Origin of the sequence: Pantoea eucrina (assembly GCF_002095385.1) — a bacterium.
Classification (GTDB): domain Bacteria; phylum Pseudomonadota; class Gammaproteobacteria; order Enterobacterales; family Enterobacteriaceae; genus Pantoea; species Pantoea eucrina.
This window is the reverse complement of record NZ_MIPP01000015.1, coordinates 36,762-53,406: the sequence shown is the minus strand read 5'-3', so window position 1 is coordinate 53,406 and position 16,645 is coordinate 36,762. Positions and strand designations below refer to the sequence as shown.

Below are 16,645 nucleotides of genomic sequence, written 5' to 3'. Positions count from 1 at the left end.
TTCATTCCTGGTGAGCCTGTGACAAAATAGCACAAGTTAACTGCCGCAAACCGGAGCGCACACCATGCAGGATCGTAATTTCGACGATCTGGCGGATAAATTCTCGCAAAACATTTACGGCACCCGCAAAGGGCTGGTGCGTCAGGCCATTCTGTGGGATGAGCTGGAGGCGCTGCTGCCGTCACTGCCTGCCGGACCGCTATCTGTGCTGGATGCTGGCGGCGGCGTGGGGCAAATCTCCAGCGGACTCGCTGCCCGCGGGCATCAGGTCACGCTCTGCGATCTCTCCGGTGAAATGCTGAAACTGGCGGCGGACCACGCACGGGAAACCGGCGTCAGCCACAATATGCAGTTCCGGCAAGTCAGCGCTCAGCAGGTAGGCGAGCATTTGGATACGCCAGTCGATCTGGTATTGTTTCACGCGGTGCTGGAGTGGGTGGCCGATCCGCTGGCCGTGCTGCAGGCGCTGTGGCAGACGCTGAAACCAGGCGGTGTGCTGTCGCTGATGTTTTACAACGCACACGGGCTGACGTTTCGCACGCTTACGCTGGGTAATTTCGGCTACCTGCGCGCCAATATGACCAAACGCAAAAAGCGTACCCTGTCGCCCGATTTTCCGCGCGAGCCGCAGGACGTCTATCAATGGCTCACGCAGTGCGGTTTTGTGATTGAGCAGCGCACCGGTGTTCGCGTGTTCAGTGATTACATGAAACCGCAGCCCGGTGCAGGTAAGAGCGTGGAAGAGATTATTGAAATGGAGCGGCGCTACTGTCGTCAGGAGCCCTTTTTAAGCTTAGGGCGTTATATCCATGTAACGGCGCGCAAACCCAGGTAAAAGGATCAACTATGAGCGATTTTTCCCAGACGGTGCCAGAACTGGTGGCCTGGGCACGCAAAAACGATTTCTCGCTTGCGCTGCCGGTAGAACGTCTGGCCTTTTTGCTGGCCATCGCCACCCTTAACGGTGAGCGCATGGACGGTGAAATGAGTGAAGGTGAGCTGACCGACGCCTTTCGTCACGTCAGCAAAGCGTTTGAACAGACGCATGAAACCGTGCAGGTGCGTGCGAACAATGCGATTAACGACCTGGTTCGGCAGCGACTGCTTAACCGGTTTACCAGCGAGGTGTCTGAAGGGCACGCTATCTACCGCCTGACGCCGCTGGGAATTGGCATCACCGACTACTATATCCGCCAGCGCGAATTCTCCACGCTGCGCCTCTCAATGCAGCTCTCAATTGTGGGTCAGGAGCTGAAGCGCGCTGCTGACGCCGCTGAAGAAGATGGCGATGAGTTTCACTGGCACCGCAACGTATTTGCTCCGCTGAAATATTCGGTTGCTGAGATTTTTGACAGCATCGATATGACGCAGCGCCTGATGGATGAGCAGCAGCAGACGGTAAAAAATGATATCGCCGCGCTGCTCAACAAAGACTGGCGCGCCGCGATCTCCAGCTGTGAACTGCTGCTCTCTGAGACCTCCGGCACGCTGCGTGAACTGCAGGATACGCTGGAAGCGGCGGGCGATAAGCTGCAGGCAAACCTGTTGCGCATCCAGGATGCCACGCTAAGCAGTCCCGATCTCGGTTTCGTCGACAAACTGGTTTATGACCTGCAGAACAAACTCGATCGCATTATCAGCTGGGGCCAGCAGGCGATTGATCTGTGGATCGGCTATGACCGTCACGTACACAAGTTTATCCGTACCGCGATTGATATGGATAAGAACCGGGTCTTTGCACAGCGGCTGCGTCAATCGGTACAGAACTATTTTGATCAGCCGTGGATGCTGACTTACGCCAGCGCTGACCGCCTGCTCGATATGCGCGATGAAGAGATGACGCTGCGTAACGATGAGGTCATGGGCGAGCTTCCGCCGGAAATGGAGTATGAAGAGTTTAACGAGATCCGCGAGCAGCTGGCCGCCATGATTGAAGAGGCGCTGGCTGTGTATCGTCGCGAGCAAAAACCGCTGCACCTTGCCACCGTCATGCGCGAATACCTGGCGCAATATCCGCGCGCGCGCCATTTCGATCTGGCGCGTATCGTGATCGATCAGGCGGTGCGGCTGGGCGTTGCTGAAGCAGATTTAGCCGGTTTGCCAGCAGAATGGCAGACCATTAATGATTACGGAGCCAAGGTGCAGGCGCATGTCATCGACAAATATTGAACAAGTGATGCCGGTTAAACTGGCACTGGCGCTGGCCAATCCCCTTTTTCCGGCGCTCGACAGTCAGCTGCGCGCGGGCCGGCATATCGGTATCGAAGAGCTGGACAATCACGCTTTTCTGATGGACTACCAAACCTATCTTGAAGAGTTTTATGCCCGCTATAACGTGGAGCTGATCCGCGCGCCAGAAGGCTTTTTCTACCTGCGGCCGCGCTCAACCACGCTGATCCCACGCTCGGTGCTCTCTGAGCTGGATATGATGGTAGGCAAAATTCTCTGCTACCTCTATCTGAGCCCGGAGCGTCTGGCAAACGAGGGTATTTTTACCCAGCAGGAGCTCTATGATGAGCTGCTGTCGCTGGCGGATGAACACAAGCTGCTTAAGCTGGTCAATCAGCGCTCAACCGGTTCCGATCTCGATCGCACCCGCCTGCAGGAGAAGATGCGCGCCTCACTGAGCCGTCTGCGTCGCCTGGGAATGGTGTGGTTTATGGGTAATGACAGCAGCAAATTTCGCATTATGGAATCAGTCTTTCGCTTTGGTGCTGACGTGCGCAGCGGCGACGATCCGCGTGAGGCGCAGCTGCGTCTGATCCGCGTGGGTGAAGCGATGACACCCGAAGAGGCTGCCGTTTCTGCAACAGCCGATGAGGCGGAGCAGGAGAGTGAACATGCGGAGAGCAGTGATGCGACTGATAACGCGGAGGAGAAGCAGGTATGATTGAACGCGGTAAGTTTCGTTCGCTGACACTGATCAACTGGAATGGCTTTTTTGCCCGCACCTTTGATCTCGATGAACTGGTTACCACGCTTTCAGGCGGTAACGGTGCCGGTAAATCCACCACCATGGCCGCGTTTGTTACGGCGATGATCCCCGATTTAACCCTGCTGCACTTCCGTAATACCACGGAAGCAGGCGCCACGTCAGGCTCCCGCGATAAGGGTCTGCACGGTAAACTGCGCGCTGGCGTCTGCTATTCAGTGCTGGATGTCGTCAACTCACGCCATCAGCGCGTTGTGGTCGGGGTGCGTCTGCAGCAGGTGGCCGGGCGCGATAAGAAAGTGGATATTAAACCGTTCAGTATTCATGGCCTGCCCGCGGATGCGCTGCCCACTGACATGCTGACCGAGATCCTTAACAGCCGTCAGGCGCGTGTACTGCCGCTGACAGAGGTTAAAGATCGCGTTGAAGCACAGGAAGGCGTGCAGTTCCGCCAGTACAGCTCCATTACTGACTATCACGCCATGCTGTTTGAACTCGGCGTGGTGCCGCGTCGCCTGCGTTCAGCCAGCGATCGCAGTAAATTCTACCGGCTGATTGAGGCGTCGCTCTACGGCGGTATCTCCAGCGCCATCACCCGTTCGCTGCGCGACTATCTGCTGCCGGAAAACGGCGGCGTGCGTAAAGCGTTTCAGGATATGGAAGCGGCACTGCGTGAGAACCGCATGACGCTGGAAGCGATTCGCGTGACGCAGTCCGATCGCGATCTGTTCAAGCATCTGATCTCTGAGGCGACCAGCTACGTCTCAGCTGACTATATGCGTCATGCGAACGAACGGCGGGTACATCTGGACGGGGCGCTTCAGCTGCGCAATGAGCTGTTCAGCAGCCGCAACCAGCTGGTGTCGGAGCAGTATCGTCACGTGGAAATGGCGCGTGAGCTGGCTGAGCATAGCGCCGCTGAAAGCGATCTGGAGATCGATTATCAGGCGGCCAGCGATCATCTTAATCTGGTGCAGACCGCAATGCGCCAGCAGGAGAAAATCGCGCGTTATGATGCCGATCTTGAAGAGCTGAGCTACCGGCTGGAAGAGCAGAATGAGGTTGTAGCTGAAGCGCGTGAGATCCAGGAAGAGAATGAGGCGCGCGCCGAAGCCGCTGAAATTGAAGTGGATGAGCTGAAAAGTCAGCTGGCCGATTTCCAGCAGGCGCTGGATGTTCAGCAGACGCGCTCTATTCAGTATCAGCAGGCGCTGCAGGCACTGGAGAAAGCCCGTACGCGCTGCCAGCTGCCGGACCTGACGATTGATAACGCCGCTGACTGGCTGGAGACGTTCCAGGCACGCGACGAAGAGGCGACCAGCCAGCTGCTGCGGCTGGAGCAGAAACTGAGTATGGCGGAAGCCGCACACAGCCAGTTTGAGCAGGCGCTGGCGCTGGTAACCAGCATTGCCGGTGAGGTCAGCCGTCAGGACGCCTGGCAGGTGGGTCGCCAGCTGCTGCGCGACGCCGCGAATCAGCGTCATTATGCCGATCAGCTGGCGTCACTGCGGCTGCGTCTTAACGAATCAGAAGGTCGCCTGCGCGAGCAGCATGAGGCTGAACGCCTGCTGGCAGAGTTCTGCAAACGTCAGGGCCAGCACTATGAAGCAGACGCGCTGGAAGGGCTGCAGCGCGAGCTGGAAGCGCAGATTGAGCAGCTCAGCGCCAGCGTTGCCGATGCCGGTGAGCAGCGCATGCAGATGCGTCAGGAGCTGGAACAGCTGCGCGAACGTATCGCAACGCTGACGGCACGCGCCCCGCACTGGCTGGCCGCTCAGGAGATTCTGACGCAGCTTAGCGAACAGACAGGTGAGCAGCTGAGCAGCAGTCAGCAGGTGACCGCCTTTATGCAACAGCTGCTGGAGCGCGAGCGTGAAACCACCGTAGAGCGAGATGAAATTGCGGCGCGTAAACGCGACGTTGAGCAGCAGATTGAACGCCTCAGCCAGCCAGGCGGCGCAGAAGATGCGCGCCTCACGCAGCTGGCAGAGCGCTTTGGCGGCGTGCTGCTCTCCGAAATTTATGATGATGTCACGCTGGACGATGCCCCCTATTTTTCTGCGCTCTATGGACCTTCGCGCCACGCCATCGTGGTGCCGGATCTGGCGCTGATACGCGAACAGCTCGAAGGGCTGGAAGAGTGCCCGGAAGATCTCTATCTGATTGAGGGCGATCCACAATCCTTTGATGACAGCGTCTTCAGCGTAGATGAGCTGGATAAAGCTGTCGTGGTCAAAGTCGCAGAGCGTCAGTGGCGCTATTCGCGTTTTCCTAAGGTGCCGCTGTTTGGCCGCGCCGCACGTGAAAATCAGCTTGAGCTGCTGGGCATTGAACGCGACAGGCTGGCAGAACGCTACGCGACGCTCTCATTTGACGTACAGAAAACGCAGCGTCTGCATCAGTCTTTCAGCCGCTTTATCGGCAGCCATCTGGCGGTGGCGTTTGATGAGGATCCGGAAGCGCAAATCCGTCAGCTTAACGGCCGGCGCAGTGAGCTGGAGCGCGGGCTGGCGCAGCATGAGAGTAATAATCAGCAGCAGCGTGCGCAGTTTGAACAGGCGCGCGACGGCGTCGCCCAGCTTAACCGCCTGCTGCCTCGCGTTAACCTGCTGCTGGATGACACCCTGCCGGATCGCTGCGAAGAGATCCGTGAGCGGGTGGAAGAGGCGCAGGAGGCGGCGCGCTTCCTGCACCAGCACGGCAGCAAACTCAGCAAGCTGGAGTCGCTGGTGGCGGTGCTGCAGAACGATCCGCAGCAGCACGATCAGCTGCAGCGCGACTACCAGCAGGCGCAGGCGCAGCAGCTCAGCGCGCGCCAGCAGGCATTTGCGCTGACGGAGGTGGTACAGCGCCGCGCCCACTTCAGCTATGGCGATTCAGCCGGGATGCTGACCGGTAACAGCGATCTCTCTGATAAGCTACGGCAGCGCCTGGAGCAGGCTGAAGGCGAGCGCAGCCGCGCCCGTGAACGCCTGCGTGAACATCAGGCGCAGCTGACGCAGTACTCGCAGGTGCTGGCCTCGCTGCGCAGTTCGCACGATGCCAAACGCGACATGCTGAAAGAGCTGCAGCAGGAGATGCAGGATATCGGCGTTCACGCCGATGCCAGCGCGGAAGAGCGGGCGCGTATCCGGCGCGATGAACTTTATACCGCGCTCAGCCATAACCGGGCGCGGCGTAACCAGCTGGAGAAACAGCTGACGTTCTGCGAAGCAGAAATGGACAGCCTGCAGAAAAAGCTGCGTAAGCTGGAGCGCGATTATCGCATCCTGCGTGAGCAGGTGGTCAGTGCCAAGGCGGGCTGGTGCTCCGTACTGCGTCTGGTGAAAGACAACGGCGTGGAACGACGGCTGCACCGGCGCGAGCTGGCCTATATGAGCGGTGACGAGCTGCGCTCAATGTCCGATAAAGCCCTGGGCGCGCTGCGTCTTGCGGTGGCGGATAATGAACATCTGCGTGATGTTCTGCGCATGTCGGAAGATCCCAAGCGTCCGGAGCGTAAAATTCAGTTCTTTATCGCCGTTTATCAGCATCTGCGCGAGCGTATCCGTCAGGATATTATCCGCACTGACGATCCGGTCGAGGCGATTGAGCAGATGGAGATTGAGCTGAACCGTCTGACTGAAGAGCTGACGGCGCGTGAGCAGACGCTGGCGATCAGCTCACGCAGTGCGGCCAATATTATTCGCAAGACTATTCAGCGCGAACAGAACCGCATCCGGCAGCTGAACCAGGGGCTGCAGACGGTGAGTTTTGGTCAGGTGAAGAGCGTACGGCTTAACGTCAACGTGCGTGAGACACACGCCACGCTGCTGGATACGCTCTCCGAAGAGCACGAACAGCATCAGGATCTCTTTACCAGTAACCGGCTGACATTCTCGGAAGCGCTGGCCAAACTTTATCAGCGTCTTAACCCGCAGATTGATATGGGCCAGCGTACGCCGCAGACCATCGGTGAGGAGCTGCTGGATTACCGCAACTATCTGGAAATGGAAGTTGAAGTAAATCGCGGCTCCGACGGATGGCTGCGCGCGGAAAGCGGGGCGCTCTCAACCGGCGAGGCGATTGGTACCGGGATGTCAATTCTGGTGATGGTGGTGCAGAGCTGGGAAGAGGAGTCGCGTCGTCTGCGCGGCAAAGATATCTCACCGTGCCGTCTGCTGTTCCTTGATGAAGCGGCGCGTCTGGATGCCCGTTCAATCGCGACGCTGTTTGAACTCTGCGAGCGTCTGGAGATGCAGCTGGTGATCGCCGCGCCGGAAAATATCAGTCCGGAAAAAGGCACCACTTATAAACTGGTTCGTAAAGTATTTAACAATACGGAGCATGTGCACGTAGTGGGCCTGCGTGGTTTTTCCGCCGATCCGGCACCGGTAAAAACGGCGCAAAGCGAGCAGGGGCTGGAAACGCAAAATAGCTAAGCGCCTGACTGGTTAAACCGCGCAACCAGCGTTAATCTGTAAACGGCATTGGCCCTGAGAGGCGAATGCCGTTTTTTCTTTATATACTCATCATGAAAGTCAGGTTGTACGCAGCGCACAGGGCAGGCTGCGTCTCAGGTAACAGGGGGCAGGGATGTTGCTGAGTAAAACGTTCAGATTTAATCGCATGGCGCTGGTGTTTAGTGTCGTGCTGGCAGGCTTGCCACTGGCCGCGGGGCAGGCTGCACAAACCGCCAGCATGACAGCCGGCGGGCACGGCACCACGTCAGTGGCGGCCAGCCAGCAGCAGATCCTGCAGGCATTCAGCGCCAGCGATCGCCCTTTTTACCTGCCGGGTCTGGCGGGTCTTTATGCCGCGCGCGGAATGGCGCCGCTCTGGCAGGACCGCGATACGGTGCAGGCGTTTCAGCAGCAGCTGGCTGAGGTCGCGCTTTCAGGCGTGCAGCCACAGTTCAGCCGCTGGGTTGAGCGGCTGACCGATCCGGACATTAAAGGCTTTGCGCGCGACGTGGTGCTGAGCGATGCCATGCTGGGTTACCTGCAGTTTGTGGCGGGCGTACCGGCGCAGGGTGAAACCTGGCTTTACAGCAATGTGCCTTACAGGCTTACCATGCCGTCGCTGTCAGCGATCAATCAGTGGCAGAACGCGGTCAACGCTGGCGGCAGCCGCGCGTTTGTGGCCTCACTGCAGCCGCAGCATCCGCAGTATCAGCCGATGCATGCGGCGCTGAAGACGCTGCTGACGGATAATCGTTCCTGGCCGCAGCTGCGTGACAAAGCAACGCTGCGTCCGGGGCAGGTCAGCGATGATGTGCCGGCGCTGCGGGAAATTCTTCAGCGCACCGGTATGCTGACCGCATCTGACCACGCCACTACGCCTGCACCTGATGAAGATGCAGTGCCGGCGGGCGCCGTGCCGGTTGCTGAAAGCCAGCCGGTGGCAGTAAGTCCTTCCGCCACCAGCGTCACCGATCTTCCGGCCCCGACGCCGCAGCCGGCAGGAAATATACTGGCCGGATCGCCTTCTGCAGCCGGCAATATCTATGACACTGCGCTGGTTGAGGGCGTGAAGCGCTTTCAGCACTGGCAGGGGCTGGCGGATGACGGCGCAATTGGCCCGCGCACCCGCGAGTGGCTCAATGTCTCACCGCAGATGCGCGCCTCACTGCTGGCGCTGAACATTCAGCGTCTGCGGCTGCTGCCGGATGATATGCATAACGGGATAATGGTGAATATTCCCAACTATTCGCTGACCTACTATAACAACGGCAGCACGGTGCTCTCATCGCGGGTTATTGTCGGACGGCCCGATCGCAAAACGCCGCTTATGCGCAGTGCGCTGAACAACGTGGTGCTCAATCCGCCGTGGAACGTGCCAACCACGCTGGTGCGTCAGGATATTGTGCCGAAGGTGAAACAGGATCCTGGTTATCTCTACCGGCACGGCTATACGCTGCTGTCAGGCTGGAGCGCTGACGCTGAAGTGATCGACCCGACGATGATCAACTGGCAGATGGTTTCTGCTGCCAGCTTCCCGTATCGCATCCGTCAGGCACCGGGTGCCACCAATTCACTGGGACGTTATAAGTTTAATATGCCCAGTTCAGACGCCATCTATCTGCACGATACGCCAAACCACGGCCTGTTTCAGCGCGATATTCGCGCACTCAGCTCCGGCTGCGTACGCGTAAATAAAGCCTCCGATCTGGCTAACCTGCTGCTGCAGGATGCTGGCTGGAACGACAGCCGTATTTCCAGCACGCTGAAGCAGGGTGACACGCGCTATGTGCCGATTCGGCATCGTATCCCGGTCAATCTGTACTATCTGACCGCCTGGGTCAGCGATGACGGGCAGGCGCAATACCGTACAGATATTTACAATTATGATAATACGGCGCGCTCCGGCAGCCAGGTGCTGGCCCGGGCAGGACAGCTCCTGCTGTAGCGTGCTGATTTTCGCCAGATTGTTGATAAGCGAAACGCCCCTGAAACCCGGCCAGAAATTTGCTTCTGGTCGGGTTTTGCACATTCTGAGACAGATTCCGGGTTGACTGATATCCATGCTGCCGTTACTGTGCGGCCTTGTGTACTTTTTACACATTCAATGTGTTTTATTCAGGTAACCTCGTTTCATGGCTAATATCGATTCTCAGCGCCGCCGCTTACTGCTGCTTGGCGGCGCAGCAGCAGGCCTCTCCCTGCTCCCCGGCTCAGCGCTGGCCTCTGTGTCGACCTCACGTCCGCGTATTCTGACGCTCAGCAACATGCATACCGGTGAAACCCTCAAAACTGAGTTTTTCAACGGTAAAAGCTACGATCGCGACGAACTGGCGCGTCTTAATCACTTTTTCCGCGACTACCGCGCAAATAAAGTGAAAAGCATCGATCCCCATCTGTTTGATCAGCTCTACCGCCTGCAGGCGCTGCTGGATACCCGTAAACCGGTACAGCTCATCTCAGGTTATCGTACGCTGTCGACCAACAACATGCTGCGCGAATCGGGCCCTGGCGTGGCGAAGCATAGCTATCACACCAAAGGCCAGGCGATGGATTTCCATATTGAGGGCATTGCCCTGAGTAACGTGCGTAAAGCGGCGTTATCTATGCGCGCGGGTGGTGTAGGATATTATCCACGCAGCAACTTCGTACACATAGATACCGGGCCTGCAAGGCACTGGTCCTGATGCCGGCAGCGCTGCGTGTGCCGGCCATGGAGCGTTATGAATTATCACATTATTCCGGTTACCGCCTTTTCGCAAAACTGTTCAGCTATCTGGGATGAAGAGACGGGCATTGCAGCCCTGGTCGATCCTGGCGGCGATGCGGAAACCATCAAAGCGGCGCTGGCGGAGCGCGGCCTGAAGCCGTCGCAGATTTTGCTGACGCACGGCCACCTCGACCATGCCGGCGCGGCGGCTGAGCTGGCGGCCCATTTCCAGATACCGGTGACCGGCCCGCATCAGCTGGACAAAGTCTGGCTCGATAATCTGCCCACGCAGAGCCGGATGTTTGGGCTGCCGGAGTGTGCACCGCTGACGCCGGATCGCTGGCTGGAAGAGGGTGATGTGGTAGAGCTGGGCAACGTGGCGCTGGAGGTGCTGCACTGTCCGGGTCATACCCCGGGGCACATTGTCTTTTTCGATCGCGCCGGAAAGCTGCTTATCTCAGGAGACGTGATCTTTAGCGGCGGCGTCGGGCGCACCGACTTCCCGCAGGGCAGCCACAGCGATCTGATCAGTGCCATCAAAACCAAACTGCTGCCGCTGGGCGACGACATTGCGTTTGTACCCGGGCATGGGCCGGTATCCACGCTGGGACGTGAGCGTCTGACCAATCCTTTCCTGCAGTAGCCATAAAAAAAGCGGCGGGTGAGAGCCTCACCCGCCGCCTGTTCACGCATTTCGCTTAGAGTACTGCGACTATCGCTTCACACAGCGCCGACATATTATCCGGCGTCATGCCTGCCACGTTAACGCGACCTGAGTTTACCGCGTACACGCCGAATTCATCACGCAGACGCACGACCTGATCTTTGGTCAGGCCGCTGAATGAGAACATGCCGTTCTGTTTGATGATGAAGCTGAAATCCTGGCGCGCGCCTTTTTCTGCCAGCGTGTTCACAAACAGCTGACGCATACGCTGAATACGCTGACGCATATCAGTCAGCTCCTGTACCCAGATAGTCCGCAGCGCCTCATTGCTGAGGATAGTGGCGACAACGGCAGCGCCGTGCGACGGCGGATTGGAGTAGTTGGCACGGATGCTGTATTTCACCTGGCTGAACGCGGTTTTAGCCGCGTCGCTGCTGGCCGCTACCAGCGTCAGGGCGCCGACGCGCTCGTTATAGAGACCAAAGTTCTTAGAGTAGGAGCTGGCAACCAGCAGCTCCTGGTGGGCTGCGGCAAAAATGCGCAGGCCTTCAGCATCTTCGTCCAGACCGCGTGCAAAACCCTGATAGGCGAAGTCAAACAGCGGCAGCCAGCCCTTTTCCTGTGACAGCGTTGCGAGCTGTTGCCACTGCTCGCGCGTCGGGTCGATGCCGGTCGGGTTATGGCAGCAGCCGTGGAACAGCACCACGTCGCCCGCCTGCGCCTGCTGCAGCGCTGCCAGCATGCCGTCGAAATCGAGCGTGTGGTTTGCGGCGTCGTAGTACTGATATTCACACACCTCGAGGCCGGCAGCGTTAAACACGTTTTTATGGTTTGGCCAGCTTGGATTGCTTACCCAGACGCGTTTAACGCTGGTCTGCGTGGCGAGAAAATCCGCCGCCACGCGCAGGGCGCCGGTGCCGCCTGGCGTCTGCGCCGTGCAGGCGCGGCCTGCGGCGATAAGCGGGCTGTCGTTGCCAAACAGCAGCGCCTGAGTGCAGCGGGCAAAATCGGGCAGGCCGTCAATGCTCAGATAGTTTTTGGTCGTCTCATTTTCCAGCAGGTACTGCTCAGCTTTTTTCACGCTGGTCAGCACCGGCGTTTTTCCGGTTTCATCTTTGTATACGCCAATGCCCAGATTAATTTTATGCGGACGGTCATCAGCGCGAAACAGATCGGCCAGCCCCAGAATAGGGTCGGCAGGTGCGGCAGAGATAGATTCAAACATGAGTCAGTTCCGTTTGGGTGAACTTTAGCGAAATGAGCTATCAGGTTAACGTCAGACGCGAGGCTTGCCAACCGGCCATCTCAAAAAGAATTGTGCCGGTGGCGGATATAAGCACTGCTAATTGCGAGGTAGATCACTGAAAAGAAAAACGGAGCCATCAGGCTCCGTTTTACGTGGTTAAACCGTGCTGATTCGCAGAATCAGAACTGGTAAACCAGGCCTACGCCAACGGTGTCATCAGTAGTGATGCCAGCTGCGCGGGTAAAGTCGTTGTCATCCATCAGGTTGATCTGGTAGTCAACATAGGTAGACATGTTTTTGTTGAAGTAGTAATAAGTACCCACTGAAACGTACTTATACAGGTCCTGATCGCCCCAGGTCTCGATATCCTTGCCTTTAGACTGGACGTAAGCCAGGGATGGACGAAGACCGAAGTCGAACTGGTACTGAGCAACGGCTTCAAACTTCTGCTCTTTGTTTACTGCACCAGCAAGGGCCGGGGTCGCGCCGTTAGCAGCAGTGCTGATCCAGGTTGAGTTACGGCTCTCACCGTACATCGCAGCCAGGTACACGTTGTTCGCGTCATATTTCAGCGCGGTTGACCAGGCGTCAGCTTTCTCGCTGCCGTTACCGTAGAAGTTAGCCTGCTGGCCGTTGGTACGGTCAGAAGAGGTGTACGCAGCAGAGATGCCTACGCCGATCTCAGAGGTATAGGTTAAAGAAGTACCCCAGCCGTCGCCGTTTGCGCGATCTGCGCTACGGCCATTGGCGGACTCTTCGTTTTTGCCCTGATACTGAGCAGCGAACGCCAGGCCATCAACCAGACCAAAGAAGTTGCTGTTGCGGTAGGTCGCCAGACCGTTAGAACGACCCAGCATAAAGTTGTCAGAACGGCCAGAGTCGCCGCCGAATACTGGCAGAACGTCGGTCCACGCCAGTGGATCGTAGCCTACGCCGTAGTTACGACCGTAGTCGAATGAGCCGTAGTCGCCAAATTTCAGACCGGCAAAGCCCAGACGGGTTTTGGAACCTTCAGTACCCTGAGATTCAGCAACGTTTGCCTGGATGTTGTATTCCCACTGGCCGTAACCGGTCAGCTGGTCGGTAATCTGCGTTTCACCCTTGAAACCAAAGCGCACATAAGAGGCGTCGCCATCGTTGCCAGCGTCGTCAGAGAATGTGTGGCGTGCGTCAACTTTTCCGTAGAGGTCCAGTTTGTTGCCATCTTTGTTATAGATTTCTGCTGCATTTGCTGCACCGGCAGCTAACAGAGCAGGGATAACCACTGCAAGAATGTTGCGCTTCATCATTATTTATTACCCTCATTGGAGTTATCTGGACACCTGCCACTGCCGTCAGGAAAACTTTACAGGAACCCTGAAAGAAGTTTGGTGTCTCATATGTCTGCACGCATCTTTTCACTCCGCAGTTGCTATTTCTAGCCCGAAAATGATTCAAATCTCCTAATTGAGTATCAAAAAGAAAAATTGTGTGACAATTTGTAATAATTACGGAACTTTGTGAGATATCTCAAGATTTACAAAAATAAAAAAAGGCCGGCAGTGCCGACCTCGGTATATATATGAATTTCTTATATTTAATTGCAGAAATCAGAAATTCGCGTTGCGCGGGGTACGCGGGAAGGGGATAACGTCCCTTACATTTTGTACGCCGGTGACATAGGCGATCAAACGTTCAAACCCTAAACCAAAGCCGGCGTGCGGTACGGTGCCGTAACGACGCAGGTCGCGATACCACCAGTAATCCTCTTTATTCAGCCCCATCTCTGCCAGACGGGCATCCAGCACATCCAGCCGCTCTTCACGCTGCGATCCACCAATGATTTCACCAATGCCCGGTGCCAGCACGTCCATTGCCGCTACGGTTTTACCGTCATCATTCATACGCATGTAGAACGCTTTAATATCTTTCGGGTAGTTCTTCACCACCACCGGCGCCTTGAAGTGTTTTTCGGCCAGATAGCGCTCATGTTCAGAAGAGAGATCCACACCCCATGCAACCGGGTTTTCAAAGCTCTGGCCGCTCTTCAGCAATATGTCAACTGCGTCGGTATAGTCTACCTGTGCAAAATCGGTGGTAACAAAACGCTCAAGGCGCGCAACGGCATCTTTATCCACGCGCTCGGCGAAGAACGCCATGTCATCAGCACGTTCATTCAGTACAGCTTTGAAGACATATTTCAGCATCGCTTCAGCCAGCGCTGCGGCGTCATCCAGCGTGGCAAACGCCACTTCCGGCTCCAGCATCCAGAATTCCGCCAGGTGACGGCTGGTGTTGGAGTTTTCCGCACGGAACGTTGGGCCAAAGGTGTAGACTTTTGACAACGCACAGGCATACGTTTCAGCATTCAGCTGGCCTGATACGGTCAGGAACGCCTCTTTACCGAAGAAATCTTTGTCATAATCCACTTTACCCTGCGGATCGCGCGGCAGGTTTTCCATATCCAGCGTCGATACGCGGAACATTTCGCCTGCGCCTTCCGTATCTGATGCGGTGATCAGCGGCGTGGAAACCCAGAAATAGCCGTTCTCATGGAAAAAGCGATGCAGCGCCTGCGCCAGGGTATGACGCACGCGTGCGACGGCGCCAACCAGATTGGTACGCGGGCGCAGGTGAGCCACTTCGCGCAGATACTCAATGCTGTGACGTTTGGCAGCCATCGGGTAAGTGTCAGGATCGTCAACCCAGCCGGTCACTTCAACACGGGTGCCTGCAGCTCAAATGCCTGGCCCTGGCCCGGTGATTCCACTACGGTGCCGGTAACAATGACCGAGCAGCCGGTGGTCAGACGCAGCACTTCATCCTGATAATTATTCAGAGAATTATTGACGACAGCCTGAACGGGATTAAAGCAGGAGCCGTCATAAACGGCGATAAAGGAAAGACCGGCTTTGGAATCTCTTCGGGTACGCACCCAGCCGCGTACGGTGACTTCACTGTCAACCGCGACCCGGCCGTGCAGTACATCCGCTACAGGCACTACGCTCATAAAAATCTCTCTATATATAGATGAAATAACGGGTGTCCCGCCGCACCCGGCTATCGTCACAGGTGACGTACGGTGCTGACAGAAACAGCCAATTCTCCCACGTTCAGGGGTGTTGCTATGTTACTTGCGAGCCATCAGGAAACAAGCAAAATTGCGGGAAGTGAGTGATTTTAATGGCGGCGGGCAGGGGAGTGAACCCTGCCCGTGGCAGGTCAGCTGGCGCGTTTAACCAGCGGCAGGTCAAATGCTTTGCGCAGCGCACGCACAAAGGCTTTATCCTGACAAATCGTTTTACCCGGGCTGTCAGAGAGTTTAGCGACCGGTTTGCCATTGCAGCTGACCAGTTTGATCACGATGTTAAGCGGCGTTACGCCCGGAATGTCGCAGGTCAGGCGCGTGCCAATACCAAACACCACGTTGGCACGCTGACCAAAGTGACGATAGAGCGCCAGCGCTTTATCCAGGTTGAGATTGTCAGAGAACACCAGCGTTTTGCTGCGCGGATCGATACCGAGCCGCTCATAGTGCGCAACGGCTTTCTCGCCCCACTCAACCGGATCGCCGGAGTCGTGGCGCAGTCCCTGATAACGATGGGCAAAGCCGGGACCAAAATCGCGCAAAAAGGCGTCCATGGTGATGCAGTCCGTGAGCGCAATGCCCAGCTGGTTATCATACTCATCCAGCCACGACTGCAGCGCCGCGCGCTGGCTGTTGGCCAGCACCGGGCTGATCTGCTGATGCGCCTGAAACCACTCATGGGCCTGGGTGCCGACCGGCGTCAGCTGCAGACGACGCGCCAGATCGTAATTACTGGTGCCCACCAGCCACGGAAACTCCGCTTTCAGCGTACTGACAATCGCTTCCTGCACCTCCTGTGAATAGCGGCGGCGCGTGCCGAAATCCATCAGCTGAAAGCGCGACATATCGAGATCGGCAACCTGCGTCTGAAAGGCTGAAAGTTTTTGCTGCAGATGCGCGACCGCCTGCTCTGCGGCGATCTGCGGCGTGCGGTGGCGATGTACCACTTCACTGATCAGCGCCAGCAGCGGCACTTCCCACAGAATGACCTCACGCCACGGGCCGCGGATCTGGATGCGCAGCTGGCCCCGCTCGTCCCGTACCTCAACCTGCGCCGGATTGAAGCGAAAGGCGCGTAGCCAGGTCAGATAGTCGTGCTGGAAAAAAGGCAGGTTACTGAGCCAGGCAAACTCATCGTCGCTCAGGGTCAGATCTTGCAGAGTATCAATTTGCGCGCGAATCTCGCTGGCATACCGGCCAAGCTGTTCATCGCTGCGACAGCGAAATTCTGCGGTAACCGGGACATCGTAGTAACGATGATATACGGCCTGCTGCATATGAAGCTTGTACGCATCGGTATCAAGCAGCGTGGTCAAAATCGGGGAAGCGTGTCCAGTCATGGTGCGTTTCAGCATCCTCTTCCGCGGAGCAGAGCCCGGTGTTTAACAAAATCCTAAAGACGCAGGAGTATAAAACAGTAATCTCTGCGATCACACCACATTTGCAGGTGGCGGGTCGAGGGTCAATTGTGCCATTGTTACTGAATTGTAGCCTTTTCTGCGCCAGCGCGCATTGCGCATGGCAACTCGCCGTCAGGCCGCTTAGACTTTGAGATATTTGCGCCACCGCAACAGGATGGCCTCAACA

10 protein-coding genes and 1 pseudogene are annotated in these 16,645 nt (G+C 57.0%); 7 read left to right on the top strand and 4 right to left on the bottom strand.

Annotated elements, in window-relative coordinates:
- The first annotated feature begins 64 nt into the window (after positions 1–64).
- The 7 genes from cmoM to HA43_RS08790 all read left to right on the top strand — a co-directional run bounded on the left by cmoM (position 65) and on the right by HA43_RS08790 (position 10,724).
- Positions 65–835 carry a tRNA uridine 5-oxyacetic acid(34) methyltransferase CmoM gene (gene cmoM / locus HA43_RS08820; protein ID WP_039383578.1) on the top strand — a complete coding sequence of 257 codons (771 nt, stop codon included), beginning with the start codon at positions 65–67 and terminating at the stop codon, positions 833–835.
- 11 nt (positions 836–846) lie between these two features.
- Positions 847–2,169, top strand: a complete 1,323-nt coding sequence (gene mukF / locus HA43_RS08815; protein WP_039383581.1) for a chromosome partition protein MukF — start codon at positions 847–849, stop codon at positions 2,167–2,169.
- Positions 2,150–2,890: a chromosome partition protein MukE gene (gene mukE / locus HA43_RS08810; protein WP_039383583.1), complete on the top strand. Its 741-nt coding sequence runs from the start codon at positions 2,150–2,152 to the stop codon at positions 2,888–2,890. The genes mukF and mukE overlap by 20 nt, the downstream gene beginning before the upstream one ends.
- On the top strand, positions 2,887–7,353 hold the full coding sequence (mukB, locus tag HA43_RS08805) for a chromosome partition protein MukB (protein ID WP_039383586.1): 4,467 nt from the start codon (positions 2,887–2,889) through the stop codon (positions 7,351–7,353). The genes mukE and mukB overlap by 4 nt, the downstream gene beginning before the upstream one ends.
- A 154-nt stretch (positions 7,354–7,507) precedes the next feature.
- Positions 7,508–9,319, top strand: a complete 1,812-nt coding sequence (ldtD, locus tag HA43_RS08800) for a L,D-transpeptidase (protein ID WP_094111477.1) — start codon at positions 7,508–7,510, stop codon at positions 9,317–9,319.
- Between the two features lie 187 nt (positions 9,320–9,506).
- The gene (gene mepK, locus HA43_RS08795; protein WP_039383591.1) at positions 9,507–10,058 is read left to right on the top strand and encodes a peptidoglycan L,D-endopeptidase MepK; all 552 of its coding nucleotides are present in this window, start codon (positions 9,507–9,509) and stop codon (positions 10,056–10,058) included.
- A gap of 36 nt (positions 10,059–10,094) precedes the next feature.
- Entirely contained in the window at positions 10,095–10,724 is a 630-nt protein-coding gene (locus tag HA43_RS08790) for an MBL fold metallo-hydrolase (RefSeq protein WP_094111476.1), read from the top strand.
- Positions 10,725–10,779: 55 nt separating this feature from the next.
- Here the strand turns inward: HA43_RS08790 and HA43_RS08785 are convergent, their stop codons facing one another.
- From HA43_RS08785 to pncB, 4 genes and pseudogenes are all read right to left on the bottom strand, one after another.
- The gene (locus HA43_RS08785) at positions 10,780–11,970 is read right to left on the bottom strand and encodes an amino acid aminotransferase (protein ID WP_094111475.1); all 1,191 of its coding nucleotides are present in this window, start codon (positions 11,968–11,970) and stop codon (positions 10,780–10,782) included.
- Positions 11,971–12,170: 200 nt separating this feature from the next.
- Positions 12,171–13,280: a porin OmpC gene (ompC, locus tag HA43_RS08780; protein WP_071668705.1), complete on the bottom strand. Its 1,110-nt coding sequence runs from the start codon at positions 13,278–13,280 to the stop codon at positions 12,171–12,173.
- A gap of 300 nt (positions 13,281–13,580) precedes the next feature.
- Positions 13,581–14,980: pseudogene (asnS, locus tag HA43_RS08775) on the bottom strand (asparagine--tRNA ligase).
- Between the two features lie 212 nt (positions 14,981–15,192).
- Positions 15,193–16,398: a nicotinate phosphoribosyltransferase gene (pncB, locus tag HA43_RS08770; protein ID WP_039385774.1), complete on the bottom strand. Its 1,206-nt coding sequence runs from the start codon at positions 16,396–16,398 to the stop codon at positions 15,193–15,195.
- Positions 16,399–16,645 lie beyond the last annotated feature (247 nt).